We start from the raw sequence: 19,363 nt of genomic DNA on the forward strand, positions 1-19,363 counted from the left end.
CGGGTCAGGAGACGGGCAGCTCACCCCGGACGGTACGGGCGGCGGCCACCAGATTCTCCAGGGAGGCACGGGTCTCGGTACAGCTGCGGGTCTTCAGACCGCAGTCGGGGTTGACCCACAGCCGTTCAGCGGGGATGCCCTTGAGAGCGCTCCGCAGAAGCTCCGCAGCCTCGTCGGCGCTCGGGACGCGCGGGGAGTGGATGTCGTACACGCCGGGTCCGGCCTGGCGCGGGTAGCCGTGGGCGACGAGTTCGCGGGCGACCTGCATATGGGAGCGAGCCGCTTCCAGGCTGATGACGTCGGCGTCGAGGTCGTCGATGGCCTGGACGATGTCGCCGAACTCGGCGTAGCACATGTGAGTGTCCATTGCCATGCCCATTCTCGGCGGCGGCAGCCGGTGAGACTGGCCGGGGAGAGCCCGGCCACGCTGCCCAGGAACTGCTCCAGGGCGGGCACGAAGTCGCTGGATGACAGGCCGTGCAGGTCCGCTCGCAGGCCAAGATCTGGGCCCTGATCGGACCCTCCATCGCCACCCTCAAAAACTGGCGCCTCCTGCGCAAACTCCGTTACAGCACCACCCGCACCACCAGCCTCCAGGCCGTCCTCACTCTTCACCTCACCTGCTCAAACCGACGTTGGAAAAGGCTTATTGACTCGCTACCATCTCACAATGGCCGGAACAAGCAAACGAAGCAACGGGCCCGAACCCCGTGCGCTGGCCCGCGCCACCCGCGATGAACTCGGAAGATTCGAGCGACTGCTACCCCGTCGGCCCGGCATTGGCGGGGCGGTGGCGTGTCTGGTGATCCTCGTCGTTGTCATGAATCTGATCCACAGCGAGGTGGACAACTTCTGGGGCCGCAGCGCTGAGGTGGTGGGCCCTTTGATCATTGTCATATGGATTTACGTCTGGTTTAAGCGTGTACGCGGGGGGCTCTACCTTTTCTCGGAGGGCTTCGTAGACGTGGCCGGTGGACGGGTGGTCAGCGTGGCGTGGTCGGAAATCACGTCAATAGAGGCCGAGGTATGGTATTTCTCCATTAGCTTGATTCCGATCGGCGTGTCTTCTGCCTACAAGGTGGCGTTCACGGAGCGAAAGACCGGACATCACAACGAGTGGACGCTCAACACCACGTATTACAACGTACATGAGCTCGCCAAACTAATGTCCAAGCGTTCCCGCATCCCGGTGACCGGCAACACCAACCCATACTACTGATCTTTTCGTAATTTCGGTGACTGCGGTGGCTGTGTGGGCGGGAGGCTGGCGGGGTCGCGTATTAATCTTCCTTTTCGGTTACTGGTTCCCCTTCCTCTTTTGCCGCGGCCTCAGTTGGCGGAACCGTGTCGCCCCGCCGCCTGCTGCGCACAATCGGCTCAGGTTGTCCGGCCGGTGGCGCTCAGCGTCTCGGCGATCAGGAATGCTTTGCGCGAGGCCGTTTTCATGACGTGCTGGAGAAGGGGGGCCTCGCGGGAATCCGGGAATCAGGGCCACAGCAATTGCTTGGTCCATCCCTCGGGCGTCGCCAGGTAGGCGAGCCGGGTGTGGCGGCGTTCCTTGTCGCCCTGCCGGAACTCCACCGAATCCGGACGCAACGAGTAGAGCGTCCAGCCCGGCGCCACGAGGTCCGGATCGTTCTTGATGCGGACGAGTGAGGTCTCCACCTGCGCGTCCCACTCGGCCGGATCGGCGAGCGGCATCGACTGCCGCCCGAGCAGGGCCTCCGCCCGTGCCCCCGCGCCACGTGAGAGGAAGTCCGCGGCGCACCGCTCGGGCGTCGCACGTACGACCGGGCCGCGCACCCGGACCTGGCGGGCGAGCGGCGACCAGTAGAAGGTCAGCGCCGCGTAGGGACGGGCGGCGAGGTCGCGGCCCTTGACGCTGCCCTCGTCCGAGGCGAACTCCCAGCCCTCAGGGCTCACATCCTTGAGGATGAGCACCCGCGCGGTCGGATCGCCACCCGCGTCCGCCGTCGCCAACGTCATGGCATGCGGCTCCCGCACCCCGGCACGCAAGGCGTTGAGCAGCCACTCGGTGAACAACTCGTACGGCGTGTCCGGCGCCTTCGACGGATAGAACTCCGGAGTCGGAGTACCGCTCAGCGCGGATCCGTCGGAGTACCGCTCAACACGAATCGGTGAGCGGCATGCGGGCCGTGATGCGTTTGCCGACCGGTTCGGTGCGGATGCTCAGGTTCTCCGCGACGGCCTGGACGATCTCCAGGCCGTGCTGGCCGATGCGGTTGGGGTCGGCGTCGCGGGCCTCGGGGACGGTGGGGTCGCTGTCCCAGACCACGATGTCCACGGCGTGCGCCAGAAGGTGCAGTTCCAGGAGGACCGGTCCGGCGGCGTACTTGGCCGCGTTGGTGACCAGTTCGCTGACGACCAGCTGCGTCAGATCGCGCGCCCTGTCGGACACCGCGACCCGGAATCCGTCGCGGACCCGGTCGAGGAAGTCCACGGCGAAATGGCGGGCCTCGGAAATCGATCCGTAGCCGCCGTACAGAGCGATGCTCGCCATCCGCTGCTCCTCCGGCACTTCATGGCCGTCGTCGGCCGCTGTTCTCAACTCATCGCCCCGTTCCCCGTCGAAGCGCCCGTACCCCTGTTCTGTCCGGCCACACCCGGAAAATCGAGTTCTCCTCGTCACATCCGCGCCGGGGCCGGGTTCCACGCGGGCCTGGCAGAATCGGCGTCCGGACGTCAGTACAGGAGACACTTGCGGTGGGCGACATCCCCGAGCCGAATAGACCAGGACAGCTGTCCAGCACGGATCGCGCGGTCGGCGACGCGCGTGTCGTGGCCCTCAGCGGCGAGATCGACCACAGCGTGCGCGAGGTGTTCCTCGCGGCGCTGCTCCCGGCCCCCACCGCCACCGCCACAGGGGCGGACGTCCAGCGGATCGTGGTGGACTTCGGCGGTGTGTCCTTCATGGACTCCACCGGCATCAACGACCTGCTCACCGCGCACATGCGGGCGGCCGACACCGGCGGCTGGCTCCGGGTCGCGGGCGCCAGCGCTCCCGTCCGACGCGTCCTGGAACTCGTCGGCATCGATACGGTCATCAGCTGCTACGCCACCGTCGAAGAGGCCCTGGCCGCCTGAACACGGCCTCCGCACAGGTGCCCAGGGCCCTGAGGCCCCCGCCACGGTGAGGCCGCCCCCGCCACCACCGATGGCCCCACTGCCGCCGAGGTCCCAGACATCACCAAGGTCCTCGACAGCCCCGCCGTCCCCGAGGTCCGCCGCCTCCGCAGTTCCCACCACCGCCCTCCGCGCCCCGCCTCACCGGGCGGGAATGCGCAGCGCGAGCAGCGCGATGTCGTCCGCCGGGCTGCTCCCCGCGACCTGATCCGCGAGTTCGTCCAGCAGCCGGGGCAGCGGTCTGCTCCGGTGGGCGGCGAGCACGCGCCCGGCCAGGTCGGTGGCCGCGTCCATGTCGGTGCCCGGCCGTTCCACCAGGCCGTCGGTGTAGAGCAGCAGCAGACTGCCGGGCGGCAGACGGCGGCGGTGTTCGGTCCGGCGCTGTTCGCCCATGCCGGGGAAGACCAGGATGTCGTGCCGGTCGAGCCGGTGGACCGTGCCGTCGGGTGCCACCAGGAGCGGCGGCGGATGCCCCGCGTTGGTCCAGGTCAGCTCCCAGATCCCGGCCTCGGACGGCGGGCAGGGCCGCAGATGGGCGTGGACCAGGGTGCCGCTGACGCCGATGCGCAGGTGGGTGTTGACGCGCTCGAACGCGGTGACCGCCCGGCCGGGACCGGTGCCCGCGTGGTCGAGGTCGGCCTGCCGGAGCATGCTGCGGACCTGTCCCATCAGGGAGGCCGCCTTCATGTCGTGGCCGGTGATGTCACCGATGGACACCGCGAGCGCCCTGCGGTCGGCGGGCGTCGCCGCGCCCTCCGGAGCAGGGAGCGGGTAGGCGTCGTACCAGTCGCCGCCCACGAGGTCGTCGGCGGCGGCGGGGCGGTACAGCGCGGCCATCTCCAGACCGGGCACGTCGGGCAGGTCGGTGAGCATCGCCTCCTGCATCTGCCGGGCCGCGTCCACCCGGTTCTCGACGAACTGGGCGCGTTCGACCGCGCGGGCGGTGTATCCGGCGAGGGACGTCAGAACCGCCCGTTCCACGACGTCGATCGTGTGCGGGCGGTCCCAGCCCAGGACCAGGGCGCCCAGCGGGGCGACCGTGCCGGGCAGCGGTACGGCGACCGCGCACCGCAGTCCGAGCACGGCGAACGCCTCGACGGCGGCGGGACCGTAGTGGCTCTCCAGGTCGGCGATGCCGTCCACGTGAACCGTGCGGTTCTCCCGTACGGCGTGTGCGGTGGGCCAGGCGTCGGTGATGCGGTAGGCGCCGTTGAGGTGACCGATGGGCCCGTCGGCGTTCTCCTCGATCAGGCGGCGCAGATACTCCCCGTCCTCGACGACGACCAGACCGACGTAGGCGGGGTCGAGATCGCTGTGGACGAGGTTCTGGACCTGTCGGCGGACCTCGGCCAGGACGGTCGTGTTGGCCAGCGCGTCGGCGGCCCGCAGCAGAAGCTGGGAGTGGTCCAGCGCGGTGCGGTAGCGGCGGGCGGACTCGTCCGCCTCGGCACGCGCGGCGGCCTCGGAGGCGCGGGCCTGCTCGCGCTGGCGGGAGACGGACCGCAGCCGCAGTTCCGCCCCGCACGCCGCCGCAAGGTCCTGGAGCACGCCCAGTTCCCCGTCGGTCCACTGGCGGGGCTTGGTGTCTATGGCGCACAGCGAGCCCAGCACATGGCCTTCCTCGCCGACGAGGGGCATACCCGCGTATGCGATCACGTCGAGGTCCGGGACGGCCGGGCTGTCGCGGGTGCACGGGTCCTCGCGGGCGTCCGTCACCACCAGCGGTTCGCGCCCGGTGACGACGTGTCGGCACAGCGAGTGGGTGAGCGGTGTCTGACGGCTGGTCGCCCACGGCTCGGCCAGTCCGACCATGCCCGGGAACACCTGCCGTGCCGACTCGACCAGCGACACCAGCGCGACCGGCACACCCAGCACCTCGGCCACCAGCCGGGCGAACCGGTCCATACCGGCGTCCGCCCCGGCGGACAGTCCGGTCTCCGCGAGCGCGGCCAGTCGCCCGGCGTCCGTCATCGCGGTCACGGAACCCCTCTCTGCGTTCATCAGGGTCTACTTCCCAGGATTCACCACGGGACAGCATCGACCGCCCGGAGCCGCCGCGACGGTCTCACCCGGCGCGGCCGGTGACCCGTGCCCCGGCTGGGCGCGGGATGCTCATGGCACGGGCGGTCACCAGCTGCGGGCCGAGCGGCGCCGAGACGCTCCGCACGCTCGTCATGAGTCTGGCACGGGTGGACGGCGGCACGGTGCCGGTGGGGCCGAGGGCGATGAAGTTGGTGACGGTAGCCCCGGGTTGTTCGCCACGAGCGGGACGAGGAGGCGAACTCCGGCGCGGGCAGCGGGATGAGGGGCCTCGGCTCGCGCACGCGTGACGGTGCCCCCGAACCACCGCCCGACGTCACCGCCAACGGCGCTTCGGCTCGCGCGCGTCACATACCCTCGTCCGCCGATCTCCCGCCCCCGACCCACCGATTCGCGCGGCCGTACGGCGTTCCCGCGTCACCCGGTGGTGGAGGGAACGCTCTTCCCCAGAGCGCTGTAGCGGGCGATCGCCCGGTACAGCGCCTCGCGTTCGGGGTCCGGCAGTTCACCGCCCTGCGCGAAGTCGAGTACGTGTTCGGCGACGGCACGGAGTTTCGTATTGGTGGTCTGCGAGGTGTCCCGCAGTGCCCGCCACGCCTCCTCCGGTGCGATCCGCCCCAGGACGACGACCGCGCCGACCGCCTGGTCGATGACCGCGTGCGAGGTGACGGCGCGCCGGAGTTGGGCGGTCTCCGCGCGCAACGCCTCGCCCTGCGCGACCAGATCCGTACTGGACAGCAGGACCAGCGGGTGCGACGGCGAGAGCGCGAAGAAGGCCACGGAACACCTCCGGCGAGTATGGGAGCGGCGGATTCCTCGTACGGGTTCCCCGTGGCACGTGCGATCACACGGGGCGGCCCGGCGGGTACGGCCGCCGCACGGCCCGGACGTGTTGTCGGCGGGCGGGCCACTCGTGCGGGTGAGAGGTCGCGGCGGGTCTGCGAGGTGGGCGGGTGGGCCGGGAGACTGGGTGGGTCAGCCGAGAGCGCACCGAAGGATCGTCATGCCGGAAGACCTGTACGCGACGTTGAAGACCGATCAGGGCGACATCGTGGTCCGGCTGCTGCCGGACCAGGCCCCCAAGACCGTGGCCAACTTCGTGGAGTTGGCCACGGGGCAGCGGGAGTGGCTGGACCCGAACACCGGGCAGCCGAGCAGCCGTCCGCTGTACGACGGCACGGTGTTCCACCGGGTCATCGAGGACTTCATGATCCAGGGCGGCGACCCGCTGGGCACCGGAACGGGCGGGCCGGGGTACAAGTTCGCGGACGAGTTCCACCCGGACCTGGCGTTCACCAGGCCGTATCTGCTGGCGATGGCCAACGCCGGGCCCGCCACCAACGGGTCCCAGTTCTTCATCACCCTCGCCCCGACCACCTGGCTCACCGGCAAGCACACCATCTTCGGCGAGGTCGCCGACGAGGCCGGGCAGCGGGTCGTGGACATCATCGGCGGGGCGGAGACCAACCCGCGCAACGACCGCCCGGTGAAGGACGTGGTCCTCGAATCGGTCGTCGTCGAGACCCGCTGACGCCCGCCCGCACACGCACCGACGCCCGCGTCGGCCCGCGCGCCCGGTGTTCCGCCCGCGTCAGGCGGCGACCGCGGGGGCTCCCGCGACCGCCGCCAGCGCGGCCGAGAACTGGTCGGTGACACGGGCCAGGGACCGCGCGGTGTCGGGTGCCAGCCGTACGGCGCCCGACGCGTCGGCGGTGATCTCGCGGTCCAGGGTGAACCAGCCCTGCACGATGTGCGCGGCGCCCATCGAGCTGAGGACGGGCCGCAGGGCGTAGTCGATGGCCAGGACGTGCGCCGTGGTGCCGCCGGTGGCGAGCGGGAGGACGGTCTTGCCGGTCAGCGCGTACTGCGGGAGCAGGTCGAGCAGCGACTTCAGCAGGCCCGAGTAGGCGGCCTTGTAGACGGGGGTGCCGATGACGACGCCGTCGGCCTTCTCGAAGAGGGCGGCGGCCTCGACGATCGCGGGGTGCCCGAAGTCGGCGCCCAGCAGCGCCCCTGCGGGCAGGTCGCGTACGGCGAGCGAGGTCACCGTGTGCCCGTGGCCGCGCAGGCGGTCGTCGAGATGGTGCAGGAGCCGTGCGGTGCGCGAGCCCGCTGAGGGGCTGCCGGAGACGGACAGGATGGCGGCCATGACGGACCTTTCCGGTTCGGGCGGAGACGGGGACTCGGGTGTGCGGGCGGCGCTCACCAGGCGCTCGACTCGACCCCGATCACCGGTACGAGGTGAGCGCGGACCGTCTCCAGGAAGGTGACGATCTCGGCGGCGACGGAGCGGTGCTGCTGGTCGTTGAGGACGTCGTGCCGGGCGCCGCGCACGGTGGAGAGACGGGCCAGCGGCAGCGCCTTCACCGTGCGGGCGAGCGCGGAGGGATCGGCCAGCGGGTCGGCGTCGCCGGTGAGGAACAGCGCGGGTACGGCGGGACGGCTGGCGTGGGCGGCCGTCAGCAGGGCGTCCGGCGCGGGTCCGGTCAGCGCGCCGCGCCGTACCGCGGGGTCGTCGGTGAGCGTGCCCCGGTGCACCGGGCAGGCGGTGCGCGCGTCGAGTTCCTCCTCCCAGGTGCCGCCCGCCGCGGTGCCGGGTGCGGGGAGCCCGGCGAGGATCACGGCGTCGGGTCCGCCGGTGTCGTGACCCCGGCCGGGGTCGAGGAGCGCGGCGACTGCGGCAGCTCCGGTGTCGGCGCCCAGCAGGACGAGGGGCCGCGCGACGCCGTCGGCGGTGGCGGTGTCCCGTACGGTGCCGGAGATCCGGGCCGCCAGGGCGGTGAGCGACTCGGGTGCCGTGCCGTCCGCGATCCCGGAGGTGTCGAGGACGCGGACGCGGTAGGCGTCGGCGGCCAGGCGCCTGCCGAGGCGCCCGTAGACGGCGGGGGTCTCGCCCCGGCCGGGTACGACGATCACGGTGCCGCGCACGCGGACTCCGTCGGGCGTGTGGTGGTCGGTGTACGGCGTCATCTCATGCCCCCGTGGTCCGGCGGGCCAGGGTGTGCCGGTTGCCGGGGACCGGCAGGCCGAGGTTGCCGCGCAGGGTGTCGGACTCGTACGCGGTGCGGAACAGGCCGCGTTTCTGGAGCAGCGGGACCACGCCGTCCACGAACAGGGTGAGTTCGTCGTGGGTGCGGAAGGCGAGGTTGATGCCGTCGAGGGTCCCGGCGTCGAACCACCGCTCGATGGTGTCGGCGACCGTGGTGGGCGAGCCGACGAACGGGGAGCGGCGGAACTCGTTGGCGGACAGGGCGACTTGGCGGAGGGTGAGGTGCTCGGCGCGGGCCCGTTCGATGAGCTTCGCGGCGGCGGTCCGGCCGCCCTTCTCGGCGAGGTGGGCGATGTCGGGGAAGGGGGCGTCGAGGTCGTGGCGGCTGAAGTCGTAGGCGCCGAAGGAGCGGCCGAGCAGGGCGAGGCTGCCGTCGAGGCTGTTGTCCTCCTCGAAGATCTCCCGCTCGCGCCGTCGGGCCAGTTCGTCGGTGGCGGCCACGACGGGACCGCCGTGGATGAAGATCTTGATGTGGTCGGGGTCGCGGCCGTGGGCGGCGGTGCGCTTCTTGATGTCGGCGTAGTAGTCGCGGGCGGCCTCCAGGGTGCCGCCGGGGGCGTAGATGCCCTCGGCGACGCGGGCGGCGAGGTCGCGGCCCTCCTCGGAGACCCCGGCCTGGAAGATGACCGGCTGGCCCTGCGGGGAGCGGGAGAGGTTGAGCGGTCCGGCGACCTGGAAGTGCTCGCCCCGGTGGTCGAGGGCGTGCAGCCGGTCGGGGTCGAGGAAGACACCGCGCTCGGTGTCGGCGGGGAAGGCGTCGTCCTCGTAGGAGTCCCACAGGCCGCGTGCCACCTGGACGGATTCCAGGGCGCGGCCGTAGCGGGTGGCGTAGTCGAGGTGTTCGTCCAGGCCGTAGTTGCGGGCGGTGCCGGTGTCGAAGCTGGTGACGACGTTCCATCCGGCCCGGCCGCCGCTGATGTGGTCGAGCGAGGCGAACCGGCGGGCGAGGTTGAACGGTGAGTTGTACGTGGAACTCGCGGTGCCGACCAGGCCGATGTGCCGGGTGTGGGTGGCGACGGCGGAGAGCAGGGTCAGCGGTTCGAGCCGGTTGAGGTAGTGGGCGGGGTAGGTGGCGTTGATGAACTGGCTGTCCACGATGAACAGGGCGTCGAACAGGGCCTCTTCGGCCGCCTGCGCCTGCTGGATGTAGTAACGGATGTCGATGCTGGCGTTCTTGGCGACCCGTGGGTCCTTCCACAGTCCGTGCTGGCCGGGGCCGCCGACGCCGTAGGGGTGGAGGGCGAGGTGGAGCCTGCGGGGCATGGGGATTCCTCTCGGATCGAGGCGGGGTGGGGCGGGGCGGAGCGGGGTCTCAGTGGGTCAACTGGGCGCGCAGGGAGTCCCGTTCGGCACGGTCCGCGGGGGTGCCGTGCAGGGTGGGCGCGGAGCGGACGAGGAGCCGGGTGTACGGGTGCCGGGGGCGGTTGATCACGTCGGCGGCGGTGCCGGTCTCGGCGAGGGTGCCGCCGTGCAGCACCGTGATCCGGTCCGCGACTCCGGCGACCGAGCCGAGGTCGTGGGAGATGAACAGCAGGGCGACGCCGTCGCCGCGCAGTTCCTTGAGAATCCGGAGGATGCGCACGCGGTTGGCGGAGTCCAGGGCGCTGACCGGTTCGTCGAGGACGACGAGCCGGGGCTCGGTGACCAACGCCCTTGCCACAGCGACCCGTTGACGCTGACCGCCGGAGAGTTCGGCGGGCTGCCGGGTGAGCAGGCCGGGGTCGAGCCGCACCCGGTCCAGGAGGGTCCGGGCACGCTGTTCCGCCTCGGTCCAGGGGGTGCCGCGTACGAGCAGCGGTTCGGTGAGGGATTCCGCGACGGTGAGATCGGGGTCGAGGCTGCGCAGCGGGTCCTGGAAGACGTACTGGACGACGCCCCGGCGGCGCAGCGCGCGCCACTGGCGGTGGCCGTGGCGGGTGACGTCCTCGCCGTCGAGGACGAGGGACCCGGCGGAGGGGCGGACGAGTCCGAGCACGCAGCGCGCGAGGGTGGACTTCCCCGACCCGGTCTCCCCGATCAGCCCCACCGTCTCCCCGGCCGCGACCTCCAGCGAGACCCCGGCGAGCACGGTACGGCGGCGGGCGCGGGTGCCGTAGTGGGCGTGCAGGTCGCTGATCCGGAGGACCGGACCGCCGTGTGCGGAAAGGCTGTTGGGCGGTACGGCCGGGGACGCGGGGGCGTCCGGTGCGGCGTCCGCGCCGAGCCGCGGGGTGCCGGTCACGCGTCCTCCTCGGGGGTGCGGAACCTGTCGAGCCCGTACTGCTCGTGCTCGTCCACGAGGAGCCGGGTGTACGGGTGCCGGGGGTGGTGCAGGACGGTGCGGGTGGGGCCCTGTTCGACGACCTCGCCGTCCCGCATGACCAGGACCTCGTCGCAGAGCCGGGCGACGACGGCGAGGTCGTGGGAGACCACGACGAGGGCGAGGCCGGTGGTCCGGCGCAGTTCGGCGAGGAGGTCGAGCACCTCGGCCTGCACGGTGACGTCGAGGGCGGTGGTGGCCTCGTCCGCGATCAGGACGCGCGGCCCGGCCGCGACGGCGGTGGCGATCAGGATGCGCTGGAGCATGCCCCCGGACAGTTCGTGCGGGTACTGCCCCTGGACGCGTTCGGGGTCGCGCAGGTGGACGGCGCGCAGCAGTCCGAGGACGCGTTCGTGTGCGGCGCGGCGGCCGAGGCCCTGTTTGACGCGGACCACTTCCGCGATCTGGCGGCCCACCCGGATCGAGGGGTTGAGGTAGGACGCCGGGTCCTGGAAGACGGCGCTGACGGTGGAGCCGCGCAGCGCGGTCCACGCGCGGGGCGTGAGGGTGCCGATGTCGGTGCCGTCGATCTCGATCGAGCCGCCGCTGATCCCGAAGTGGGCGGGCAGGATGCCGAGGGCGGCCCGGCAGGTCAGCGTCTTGCCGCTGCCGGACTCCCCGACGATGCCGACGGTCCGGCCGGGGGTGAGGTCGAAGGTGACCCCGTGCACGAGTTTGCGGCCGGTGGCGTGGTCGGTGATCCGCACGTCCCGCAGCGACAGCGGCGACGGTGCGGCCGGTACGGCGTGCGGTACGCCGGGTGGGCGTCCGGCGTCCGGTACGGCGGGCTCCGGGCCGGTGTGCGGTGCGGCGGGCCGTCGGCCGGTGGAGCGCGGTACGGCGGTACGCGCCTCCCCCGGGCCTCGGGTGACGGTGCGGCCGGTGGACGGGGTCATCGGGCGCCTCCAGCGTGGGCGTCGGGGGTCGGGGTCACGGAGGGCACGGCGGCGGTGCGGGCGCGGGCGGCACGACCCCGGAGCAGGGTCCGCCCCGCTTCGCCGGACACGTCCCGGAGCGCGTCGGCGAGCAGGTTGGCGGCCCAGACGGTGAGCATGACGAGGAGCGCGGGGGCGACGGGCGCCCACGGCTGGTGGCCCAGGTAGCCCAGGTCGGAGGCGAGGAGTCCGCCCCAGGTCGGTGCGGGCGGCTGCACGCCGATGCCGAGGAAGGTGAGGCTGGAGACGATGACGAAGCCGGTGCCGACGGTCTGGGCGAGGGCAACCGCGAGCGGCGGCAGCACCTTGGCCCACAGGTGCCGTCGGACGATCCAGCCGGTGCCGGCCCCGGCGATCAGCGCGGCCTCCACGTACGGCGCGCGGGCCACGGCGAGGGTCGCGGCGCGGGCCACCCGGTAGAAGAGGGGCGAGACGAGGACACCGGTGACCAGCATGGCCTGGGTGAGTCCGTTGCCGAGCAGGGCGACCACGGCGACGGCGAACAGCAGGAACGGGAGCGCCACCAGTGTGTCCGCGAGCCGCAGGGTGGCCCATTCGAAGACCCGCCCCAGCTGCACGGAGAGGATGCCGGGCACGGTACCGGCGACGAGCGCGGTGAGGGCGACTTCGAGCGAGCCGAGGACGCTGATCCGGGAGCCCGCGAGGAGTCGGCTGAACACGTCCCGGCCGAGGTAGTCGGTGCCGAGCCAGTGTCCGGCGGAGGCGGGCGCGAGGGTGTGCGTGCTGGTGGCCAGCGGGTCGTGCGGTGCCAGGAGCGGGCCGAGGACGGCCAGCAGGGCGACCACGGCGAGGACGGCCACGGCGATCCGGCCGGAGGTGAGCGACAGGACACGGCGCACGGTTCACACCCCCCTCTGCGACGCGGGCGTGACGCGGGCGAGTACGAGGTTGACGATCAGGTTGAAGGACACGACCAGCACGATCGACACGACCAGCACCCCTTGCACGGCGGGTACGTCACCGCTCTGCGCCGAGTCGTTGGCGAACCGCCCGAACCCCTGGAGCCCGAAGATCCACTCGGTGACGACGGACGCGCCGACCAGCGCGGGGAACTTCAGCCCGAGCGTGGCGAGCGCGGGCCCGAGGCCGTTGCGCAGGACGTGTCCGAAGAAGATCCGGCGCGGTCCGAGCCCCCGGACGACGGCGCCGGTGACGTAGTTCTCGCCGTAGGCGGCGACCAGGCCGCCGCGCAGTTGCCGGGCCACGTCGGCGACCACGTCGAAGCTGAGCGCGAGCGCGGGCAGGGTGATGTGGGCGAGCCAGGGTCCGACCCCCTGGTCGGCGGGGACGTACCCGGCGGACGGGAACAGGTGCAGTCCCACCGCGAGGACGGTGACGAGGACGATACCGACGACGAATGCGGGCATCACCGAGATCAGGGTGACGAAGCCGGTGACGGCCCGGTCGATCCAGGTGGTCCGGCGCAGCGCGGCGACGGTGCCCAGAGCGAATCCGGCGGTGACGCCGATGACCAGGGCGAACACCGCCACCGACAGGCTCACCCCGAGGCCGAGTCCGATGAGCGTGGAGATGTCCGCGCCGTTGGTCCAGCTGGTGCCGAGCCTGCCGTGCAGGATGCCGCCGATCCAGTCGCCGTACTGCGTCAGGAAAGGCCGGTTCAGGCCCCACTGGGCCTCGACGCGGGCGACGGCCTCGGGGGTGGCCTCCTCGCCGAGCTGGATACGGGCCGGGCTCAGTCCGCTGAGCGAGCGCAGGGCGAAGGTGACGAACGTGGCGATCAGGAAGACCGGTACGAACACGGCGACCGTGCGGGCGAGCGTGTTCAGGAGACGCCACGCCCCGTGCCGGGCGCCTCGGGAGCGGATACGGGGGCCGGTGGCGGGCGGTGCCGTTGGCCGGATCGGTGTCATGGCGGGAGTCCTCTGCGCGGGGGCGGGAGCGGGGTCCGGGTGGGCCGGGTACTGGGGGGCCGAGTGCTGGGGGGCCGAGCGCGAACCCGGCTGCCGAGGGCGTCAGTTGGCGCCCGCGACGGTCACTCCGGTCCAGTTGATGTGTGCCGGGTTCTTCGGCAGGCCGGACACCGCCTTGCTCTTGGCGAAGAGGTTGGGCGAGGAGTACGTGAACACCAGGGCGCGGCTGGCGAGTCCGGCGCGGGTGGCCGCCTGGAGTTCCTCGGCGTAGTGCGGCGAACTCAGCGGTGTGGCCCGGACCTTGGCGACGGCCGCCTCGAACCCGGCGGGCTCGTAGGGGGAGCTGAGGTTGAGCGGTCCGTGCGGTCCGAAGTGCGCGGTGAGGGTCTGGAGCGCGGAGTCCCGGCCGGTGGTGGCGTACAGGGAGAACGTGAGGTCCTTGGCGAAGAACGGGGTCGCCCAGTTCTTGTCGATCCTGATGGTGACGATGATGCCGACCTTGGCGAGCTGCGACTGCACGATCTCGGCGGCCGGGTCCTCGGCGGGGATGACGAGGGTCAGCCGGATGTCGCCGGGCCGGTGCCCGGCCCGCTTCAGCAGCCTGCGGGACTCGGCGGGGTCGTAGGGGTAGCGGTCCGCCGACTTCGGGTCGTAGGCGACGTACCCCTCGGGGAAGGGCTGGTCGGTGGCCTGCCCGTAGCCGAAGGTCAGCTTGTCCACGAACTCCCGGCGGTCGATCGCGTGCCGTACGGCGTCCACGACACGGGGGTCGTCGAAGGGCGCCTTGTTGATGTTGAGGCTGATGTTGGAGGCGTTGAAGCCGGGCTGGGTGAACACGTCGAGTCCGGCGCGCTTGGCGTCGGCGGCCTGGCGGGGGTCGAGGTCGGCGAAGTTGTAGACGCCGGTGCGCAGTCCGGAGACGACCGTGGAGGCGTCGGGTGCGGAGGTCAGTTCCACGGTGTCGATGTGGATGTTCTTCGCGTCCCAGTAGCCGGGGTTCTTCCGCAGTACCGCCTTGGTGCCGGGGATGAGCTGGGTGACGGTGAACGGCCCCGCGCCGACCGGGTTCCGGTCCAGTTCGGCGGGTGACCCGGCCGCCTTGGGGCTGGCGATCTGGAGCACGCGTTCGCCGAGCAACTGCGGTATCTGGTAATCGACTTGCGTCAGACGGACCACGGCGTCGAGACCGCGCGCCTGGACGGAGCGGATGGAGGTGAGGTCACCGAACAGCGCGGAGTTCTTCTGCCTCTGAGCGCGTTCGACGGCCGCTTTGACGGCGTTCGCGTCCACCGGCTGCCCGTCGCTGAACTTCAGCCCCGGCCGCAGATGGAAGGTGACCTGATCACCTCTGGCGTTGTACTCCCAGCTCCGCGCCAGATCGGGCACCGCCTCACCCTTGGCGTTCACCCGGGTCAACGAGGCGTACACGAGGGCGAGTTCACGGAACTGGGCACCGCTGCCACCGACCACCGGGTCCCAGTGCGCGGGGAAGTAGGAGGAGGCCCACTTCAGCGTGTGCCCGCCCGTGGCGGCCGTGGAGTCTCCGGCGCAGGAGCTGAGCGCGGGCACGAGCAGCACGGCGAGCGCGGTGCCGATCGCGGCGGCACGTCCCCGGACGCGACCACGCCGGAGCAAGGGCGCGGGGCGCCGCTCGGAAGCGCCAAGTGGACTGTTCGACAGGTCGAGTTGGGCGAACTTCTGCGCAGGCAAAGCTATATGACGAAGTGTCATCTCAGGCTTTCTACGACGGCCCGGCCCACGGCGGAGCGTGGACGGGGTGGACGAGGACGACTCGTGCGCGGTGCGGGCGGCGGGCGGCGGGCGGCGGGCGGCACAGCGGGCTGCGGGCTGCGGGCTGCGGGCTGCGGGCTGCGGGCTGCGGGCTGCGGGCTGCGACGCCTGGAAACGCGCTGATACGACCCGGAGTTCGGCGCCGCGCGCCCCTCCGGCTGGCCGTACGGCCTCACCGGAGGAACGGGAACACCCGCCGGGCGAAAAGGAGAAGGGGAACTCGGGCTCGAACACCGGCTCGGCAGCGTGGCAGCCGGTCAACGGCGCCTACAGCAGGGGAAGTCGGCCGCCCGAGCGCCGTAGCGGGGCGGTCAGCGACAGAGTGCGCTGGAGGTGCGCCGCAGGTCCACGTAGCGGCAGATCACACCAGGGTGCGTCGTGTGCATGTAAGAAATCCTGGGGCCCTGCCGGGGCGGCTGTCAATGGACACCGATCGGTGTCTCATGGGGCGGGACGGCACGCCCGGCCGGTGCAGCGCCCAGAGGAGCGGCTTCAGCGGGCTTCGTCGCGGGGCGCGAGAGGCACGGGAACCGGGCAGCGCGTGGCCGGATGGACGGCCGCCTCCTCGGGGTCGAGCCACAGCGGTCCCCCGGCGGTGTGCGCGACGGCGGCTCCGGGCGGCGGCCAGACGCCGGACGCCAGGACGGCCGCCTCCGGCCCGGTCAGCGTGCCGTACCGGCGCAGGGCCGTCTCCGCGGGCGCGGGCGGCACAGCGGGCCCGAGCAGGCCGGGACACAGCTCGTCCAGCGCGCGGGCGTACTCCTCGTACGGCCGCCAGCCCGGTACGAGCCGACGCCCCTGCCCGGTACGGAACAGCAGCGTGGGCAGCGCGTACCGCAGACCGCCGTCCAGGGTCTCCCTGGCGCCGCCGGGATGCGGCGACCGCCCGCGCACCGACCGCGCCTCCGGTACCGGGTCGCGCGCTTCGGCACGGTCGGCCCGGACGGCGGCCAGCACCTCGGCGCGGGCCGCGTCGGCGGCCAGCACCTCGGGATCGAGTCCGGGGACTCCGAGGGTCGCGGCCAGCGCGCCGCCGGTGGTGTCGGCGGGTTCACCGAGCACGAACACGGTCTCCCGCAGGCGTCGCAGCACCCGCTCGGCCACCTCCGGACCCTGCCGTTCCGCCGCCTTGGCCACCAGCGCGGCGGGCCAGGAGCTCGCCGCCACCCGGCTGAGCCGCGCCGCGCGGGGCGCCCCGGTGTGCGCGGCGATCTCCTCGACGTACCCGGAATACCAGGCGGTCTCCGCCGCCGGATCGGGCGCCGGGTCGTCGTCGTGGTCGAACAGGATGCAGAACGCCCGCCGCCACCGCACCCGGCCCTCCGTCGCGGCCCGCAACCGCCGGAACACGGGCTCGGCACCCCAGGCCCAGGGGCACAACGGGTCGGTGTACTCGACGACTTCGAGCAGGGCGGCGGACTCGTCGCCGGAGGGGGGGCGGGCGGTCGTCACGCGGCTCCCCGGTGCGCGGTCCGGTCGGCGGGGGCATCACCGGGCAGCAGCGCCGCTATGGTCACCCCGCCGAGGACGGCGACCGCGTCGGCCTCGATCCGGCGCCACACACCGGGCAGCCCCTCGGCCGGGCCGGGGTAGGCGAGTTCGCCCGGTACCGCGCCGCGCAGGGTGATCACCTCGCCGTCCACGGCGCGCACGACGTCGAGCAGGGTGATCCCGTCGGCGGGCCGACCCAGCCAGTAGCCGCCCTCGCATCCGCGCCGGCTGCGCACCAGCCCGGCTCTGCGCAGCTCGCCCACCACGGACTTCAGGAAGCGGAACGGGATCTCCTGCGAGGAGGCCATCGCCTCACAGGTCAACGGGCGGCCCGGCTCGCTCGCGAGCTCCAGCAGGGCCCGCGTGGCGTAGTCCGCCTTCGCGGAGATATGCATGGCCCCATGATGCCCGTGGCGGCGCGGAACGGGCGAGCCCGTGAGCCGGTGCCGACGGCCGCGCCCTCGCCCACGGGCCGCTTCCGGACGTCCGTGTACGCCGCATTGCGGAAACGTTGCCGCAGGTGAACCGCAAAGGACACCTCTTGACATCCTTTTCGGGGCCGCCCTAGCGTCCCCGGCATGAGCCAGTCGTCCACGAACCCTGGCGAGGGTTTCCACCCGCATCTCCCCGACCGCCCGGTGACCCCTCTGCGGGCCCGGCTGCACCATGTCCGTGCGGACGCCCTGGACGGCGACACCGCCCAGAGCGGCGGCATGCGCCGCTTCGCCGCCGTCAGCGGGCGGACGGTCGGCTCCGAGAAGCTGTGGATGGGTCAGACGCACGTCTCCCCCGCCACCTCCTCGAGCGACCATCACCACGGCGCCTCCGAGACCGCCATCTACGTGGTCAGCGGCCACCCCGAGTTCGTCTTCCTCGACGGCTCCGGCGACACGCCCGAGGAGGTCCGGCTCAGGACAGGTCCGGGCGACTACGTCTTCGTCCCGCCGTACGTCCCGCACCGCGAGGAGAACCCCGACCCCGACGAGGAGGCCGTCGTCGTCATCGCCCGCAGCACCCAGGAGGCGGTCGTCGTGAACCTGCCGGAGTTGTACGTCCTTCCGGCCACGGAGGACTGACCCCTCCGTCAGCCCCCGTTCCCGGCGAACCGCGAAAGCGCCTCCAGGATCGCGTCCCGCATGGCGGCGCTGCCCGTGTGTCCGGAGTCGTCGATCACCTTCAACTCCGCGTCGGGACATGCCTTGGACAGCTCCCACGCGGTGTACAGCGGGTTGCCGAGGTCGAGCCGACCGTGGATCAGCACCATCGGGATACCAGCCAACAGGTGTGCGTCACGCAGTAGTTGTCCGTCCTCAAGCCAGGCACGGTTCGCGAAGTAGTGCGCGCAGATCCGGACGAAGGCCACCAGCGCGTCGTCGGACTTGTCGCTGTAGTAGCCCGGACTGCCGAGCGCCTCGTGGGCGATGACAGCGTCCTCCCAAGCGCACCAGTCCCGCGCCGCCTTGAACCGGACCGCCTCGTCCGGACTCCTCAGCAACCGGTTGTTGGCGGCCACGAGATCGCCGCCCCGGTCTGCCTCCGGCAGCGCGTCGCGGAATGTCTCCCAGGGGCCGGGAAGCAGGCGACCGACACCGTGGTAGAGCCAGTCGATCTCCTCCGGCCGGGTCGTGGTGACGCCGACGACAACGGCCTCGGAGACCCGCTCCGGGTAGCGCTCGGCGTAGGCGAGGATCAGCGTCGAGCCCCATGAGCCCCCGTAGAGGAGCCAGCGCTCGATTCCCAGGTGCTCGCGGAGCCGCTCCATGTCGGCGATGAGGTGGTCGGTGGTGTTGGCGTCGAGGCCGACGGCCGGGTCGGAGGCGTGCGGCCGACTTTCACCACAGCCACGCTGATCGAACAGGACGATCCTGTAGACCTCCGGATCGAACATCCTGCGACTGCCGCGCCGCCCCCCGCCGCCGGGCCCACCGTGCACGCACAGAGCCGCCTTCCCACGGGGATTCCCGCTGGTCTCCCAGTAGATCCGGTTTCCGTCGCCCACGTCGAGAAGGCCATACGCGTACGGTTCGAGATGCGGGAACGGCTCGGGCACGGCGGTTTCCTCCTCCATAGGCGCAACGCAACCCGGCGAGGCTAGTCGGCGGCTGGAGCGACGTCTCCGCGTTTACCCTCGGCCCGGGCGGCGAGAACACTCGTCCCATCCCGGTCACCTTGGCGCGGACCGGGCTGGGGAGCTCAGGAGAACCCGAGAAACACATGACGGGCGCCCTCCGTCAACTTCTCACGGAGGGCGCCCGGTTGGGCTGCCGATGGTCAGGCGGCCGGTGCGGGCTCGATCCGGACGCGTACGTGCTTCATGATCGGCTGGTCGCTCTGTTCGCTGTAGTCGCACAGCGCGATCAGCGCGTTCATCTCCGGCATGTATCCGGCGGCGCACCCCCGGGGAATGTCGTACGGCACGGCGAGGTACCCGTTCAGCGCGCGGATGCTGCCGTCCTTGGCGGTGGCGGTGATGTCCACGGGTGAGAACTCGGTGAGTCCGCGTTCGCGCATGTCGTCCTCGTTCATGAAGACGAGGGTGCGGAGGTTCTTGATGCCGCGGTAGCGGTCGTTGTCGGAGTAGATCGTGGTGTTCCACTGGTCGTGCGAGCGCATCGTGCTCAGGGCGAGCATGCCGGGTGCGGGCACGATGTCGGGCAGCGCGGCCGCGGAGAACTCCGCGAGCCCGGAGGGGGTGCGGAAGACCAGTTCGCGGGCGGGCTGT

Annotated in this window: 20 protein-coding genes and 2 pseudogenes; 5 read left to right on the forward strand and 17 right to left on the reverse strand. The window is 71.9% G+C overall.

The genetic code is table 11. The annotated features are described in order from the left end of the window. Positions 1–4 precede the first annotated feature (4 nt). Positions 5–361: pseudogene (locus KUM39_RS20500) on the reverse strand (5-methyltetrahydropteroyltriglutamate--homocysteine S-methyltransferase); the annotation flags it as partial. Between the two features lie 110 nt (positions 362–471). Between KUM39_RS20500 and KUM39_RS28295 the strand changes: the two are divergent. After that, positions 472–633: pseudogene (locus KUM39_RS28295) on the forward strand (IS5/IS1182 family transposase); the annotation flags it as partial. Between the two features lie 37 nt (positions 634–670). Then, the gene (locus KUM39_RS20505) at positions 671–1,219 is read left to right on the forward strand and encodes a DUF6585 family protein (protein ID WP_217787186.1); all 549 of its coding nucleotides are present in this window, start codon (positions 671–673) and stop codon (positions 1,217–1,219) included. Between the two features lie 266 nt (positions 1,220–1,485). On the opposite strand, the gene KUM39_RS20510 is transcribed toward KUM39_RS20505, so the two are convergent. After that, positions 1,486–2,136 (reverse strand): pyridoxine/pyridoxamine 5'-phosphate oxidase, encoded by a 651-nt coding sequence (locus tag KUM39_RS20510; RefSeq protein ID WP_217787205.1) that lies wholly within the window; start codon positions 2,134–2,136, stop codon positions 1,486–1,488. Beyond that, complete coding sequence (locus KUM39_RS20515; RefSeq protein WP_217787187.1) at positions 2,126–2,521, reverse strand: ATP-binding protein; 396 nt, start codon at positions 2,519–2,521, stop codon at positions 2,126–2,128. Before KUM39_RS20515 ends, KUM39_RS20510 begins: the two co-directional genes overlap by 11 nt. Positions 2,522–2,724: 203 nt before the next feature. On the opposite strand from KUM39_RS20515, the gene KUM39_RS20520 reads away from it, so the two are divergent. After that, entirely contained in the window at positions 2,725–3,105 is a 381-nt protein-coding gene (locus tag KUM39_RS20520) for an STAS domain-containing protein (protein ID WP_217787188.1), read from the forward strand. 180 nt (positions 3,106–3,285) lie between these two features. Here the strand turns inward: KUM39_RS20520 and KUM39_RS20525 are convergent, their stop codons facing one another. Further along, on the reverse strand, positions 3,286–5,145 hold the full coding sequence (locus tag KUM39_RS20525; RefSeq protein ID WP_246620458.1) for a GAF domain-containing SpoIIE family protein phosphatase: 1,860 nt from the start codon (positions 5,143–5,145) through the stop codon (positions 3,286–3,288). A gap of 456 nt (positions 5,146–5,601) precedes the next feature. Then, positions 5,602–5,964 carry an ANTAR domain-containing protein gene (locus KUM39_RS20530; protein WP_217787189.1) on the reverse strand — a complete coding sequence of 121 codons (363 nt, stop codon included), beginning with the start codon at positions 5,962–5,964 and terminating at the stop codon, positions 5,602–5,604. A gap of 223 nt (positions 5,965–6,187) precedes the next feature. On the opposite strand from KUM39_RS20530, the gene KUM39_RS20535 reads away from it, so the two are divergent. Continuing rightward, positions 6,188–6,715: a peptidylprolyl isomerase gene (locus KUM39_RS20535; protein WP_217787190.1), complete on the forward strand. Its 528-nt coding sequence runs from the start codon at positions 6,188–6,190 to the stop codon at positions 6,713–6,715. A gap of 60 nt (positions 6,716–6,775) precedes the next feature. Here KUM39_RS20535 and ssuE read toward each other — a convergent pair whose 3' ends face one another. The 10 genes from ssuE to KUM39_RS20585 form a co-directional block, all read right to left on the reverse strand. Beyond that, complete coding sequence (ssuE, locus tag KUM39_RS20540; protein ID WP_217787191.1) at positions 6,776–7,333, reverse strand: NADPH-dependent FMN reductase; 558 nt, start codon at positions 7,331–7,333, stop codon at positions 6,776–6,778. A gap of 53 nt (positions 7,334–7,386) precedes the next feature. Further along, on the reverse strand, positions 7,387–8,154 hold the full coding sequence (locus KUM39_RS20545) for an alpha/beta hydrolase (protein ID WP_217787192.1): 768 nt from the start codon (positions 8,152–8,154) through the stop codon (positions 7,387–7,389). Between the two features lies 1 nt (position 8,155). After that, complete coding sequence (locus KUM39_RS20550; protein ID WP_217787193.1) at positions 8,156–9,496, reverse strand: LLM class flavin-dependent oxidoreductase; 1,341 nt, start codon at positions 9,494–9,496, stop codon at positions 8,156–8,158. Positions 9,497–9,545: 49 nt separating this feature from the next. Next, the gene (locus KUM39_RS20555; RefSeq protein ID WP_217787194.1) at positions 9,546–10,454 is read right to left on the reverse strand and encodes an ABC transporter ATP-binding protein; all 909 of its coding nucleotides are present in this window, start codon (positions 10,452–10,454) and stop codon (positions 9,546–9,548) included. Beyond that, the gene (locus tag KUM39_RS20560) at positions 10,451–11,428 is read right to left on the reverse strand and encodes an ABC transporter ATP-binding protein (RefSeq protein ID WP_217787195.1); all 978 of its coding nucleotides are present in this window, start codon (positions 11,426–11,428) and stop codon (positions 10,451–10,453) included. The genes KUM39_RS20555 and KUM39_RS20560 overlap by 4 nt, the downstream gene beginning before the upstream one ends. After that, entirely contained in the window at positions 11,425–12,327 is a 903-nt protein-coding gene (locus KUM39_RS20565) for an ABC transporter permease (protein WP_217787196.1), read from the reverse strand. The genes KUM39_RS20560 and KUM39_RS20565 overlap by 4 nt, the downstream gene beginning before the upstream one ends. Positions 12,328–12,330: 3 nt before the next feature. After that, positions 12,331–13,359 (reverse strand): ABC transporter permease, encoded by a 1,029-nt coding sequence (locus tag KUM39_RS20570; RefSeq protein WP_217787197.1) that lies wholly within the window; start codon positions 13,357–13,359, stop codon positions 12,331–12,333. 102 nt (positions 13,360–13,461) lie between these two features. Continuing rightward, positions 13,462–14,994, reverse strand: a complete 1,533-nt coding sequence (locus KUM39_RS20575) for an ABC transporter substrate-binding protein (RefSeq protein WP_246620475.1) — start codon at positions 14,992–14,994, stop codon at positions 13,462–13,464. Positions 14,995–15,642: 648 nt separating this feature from the next. After that, the gene (locus KUM39_RS20580) at positions 15,643–16,602 is read right to left on the reverse strand and encodes a DsbA family oxidoreductase (RefSeq protein ID WP_217787199.1); all 960 of its coding nucleotides are present in this window, start codon (positions 16,600–16,602) and stop codon (positions 15,643–15,645) included. After that, the gene (locus tag KUM39_RS20585) at positions 16,599–17,036 is read right to left on the reverse strand and encodes an RrF2 family transcriptional regulator (RefSeq protein ID WP_217787200.1); all 438 of its coding nucleotides are present in this window, start codon (positions 17,034–17,036) and stop codon (positions 16,599–16,601) included. The genes KUM39_RS20580 and KUM39_RS20585 overlap by 4 nt, the downstream gene beginning before the upstream one ends. 183 nt (positions 17,037–17,219) lie before the next feature. Here KUM39_RS20585 and KUM39_RS20590 point away from each other — a divergent pair, with 183 nt between their 5' ends. Further along, positions 17,220–17,717 carry a cupin domain-containing protein gene (locus KUM39_RS20590; RefSeq protein WP_217787201.1) on the forward strand — a complete coding sequence of 166 codons (498 nt, stop codon included), beginning with the start codon at positions 17,220–17,222 and terminating at the stop codon, positions 17,715–17,717. Between the two features lie 8 nt (positions 17,718–17,725). Here the strand turns inward: KUM39_RS20590 and pip are convergent, their stop codons facing one another. Further along, entirely contained in the window at positions 17,726–18,709 is a 984-nt protein-coding gene (pip, locus tag KUM39_RS20595) for a prolyl aminopeptidase (protein WP_217787202.1), read from the reverse strand. A 203-nt stretch (positions 18,710–18,912) separates the two neighbouring features. Beyond that, the coding region (locus KUM39_RS20600) for a molybdopterin dinucleotide binding domain-containing protein (RefSeq protein ID WP_281425728.1) at positions 18,913–19,363 on the reverse strand (451 nt) is incomplete at its 5' end.

The organism is Streptomyces corallincola (genome assembly GCF_019104725.1).
GTDB classification, from domain to species: Bacteria; Actinomycetota; Actinomycetes; order Streptomycetales; family Streptomycetaceae; genus Streptomyces; species Streptomyces corallincola.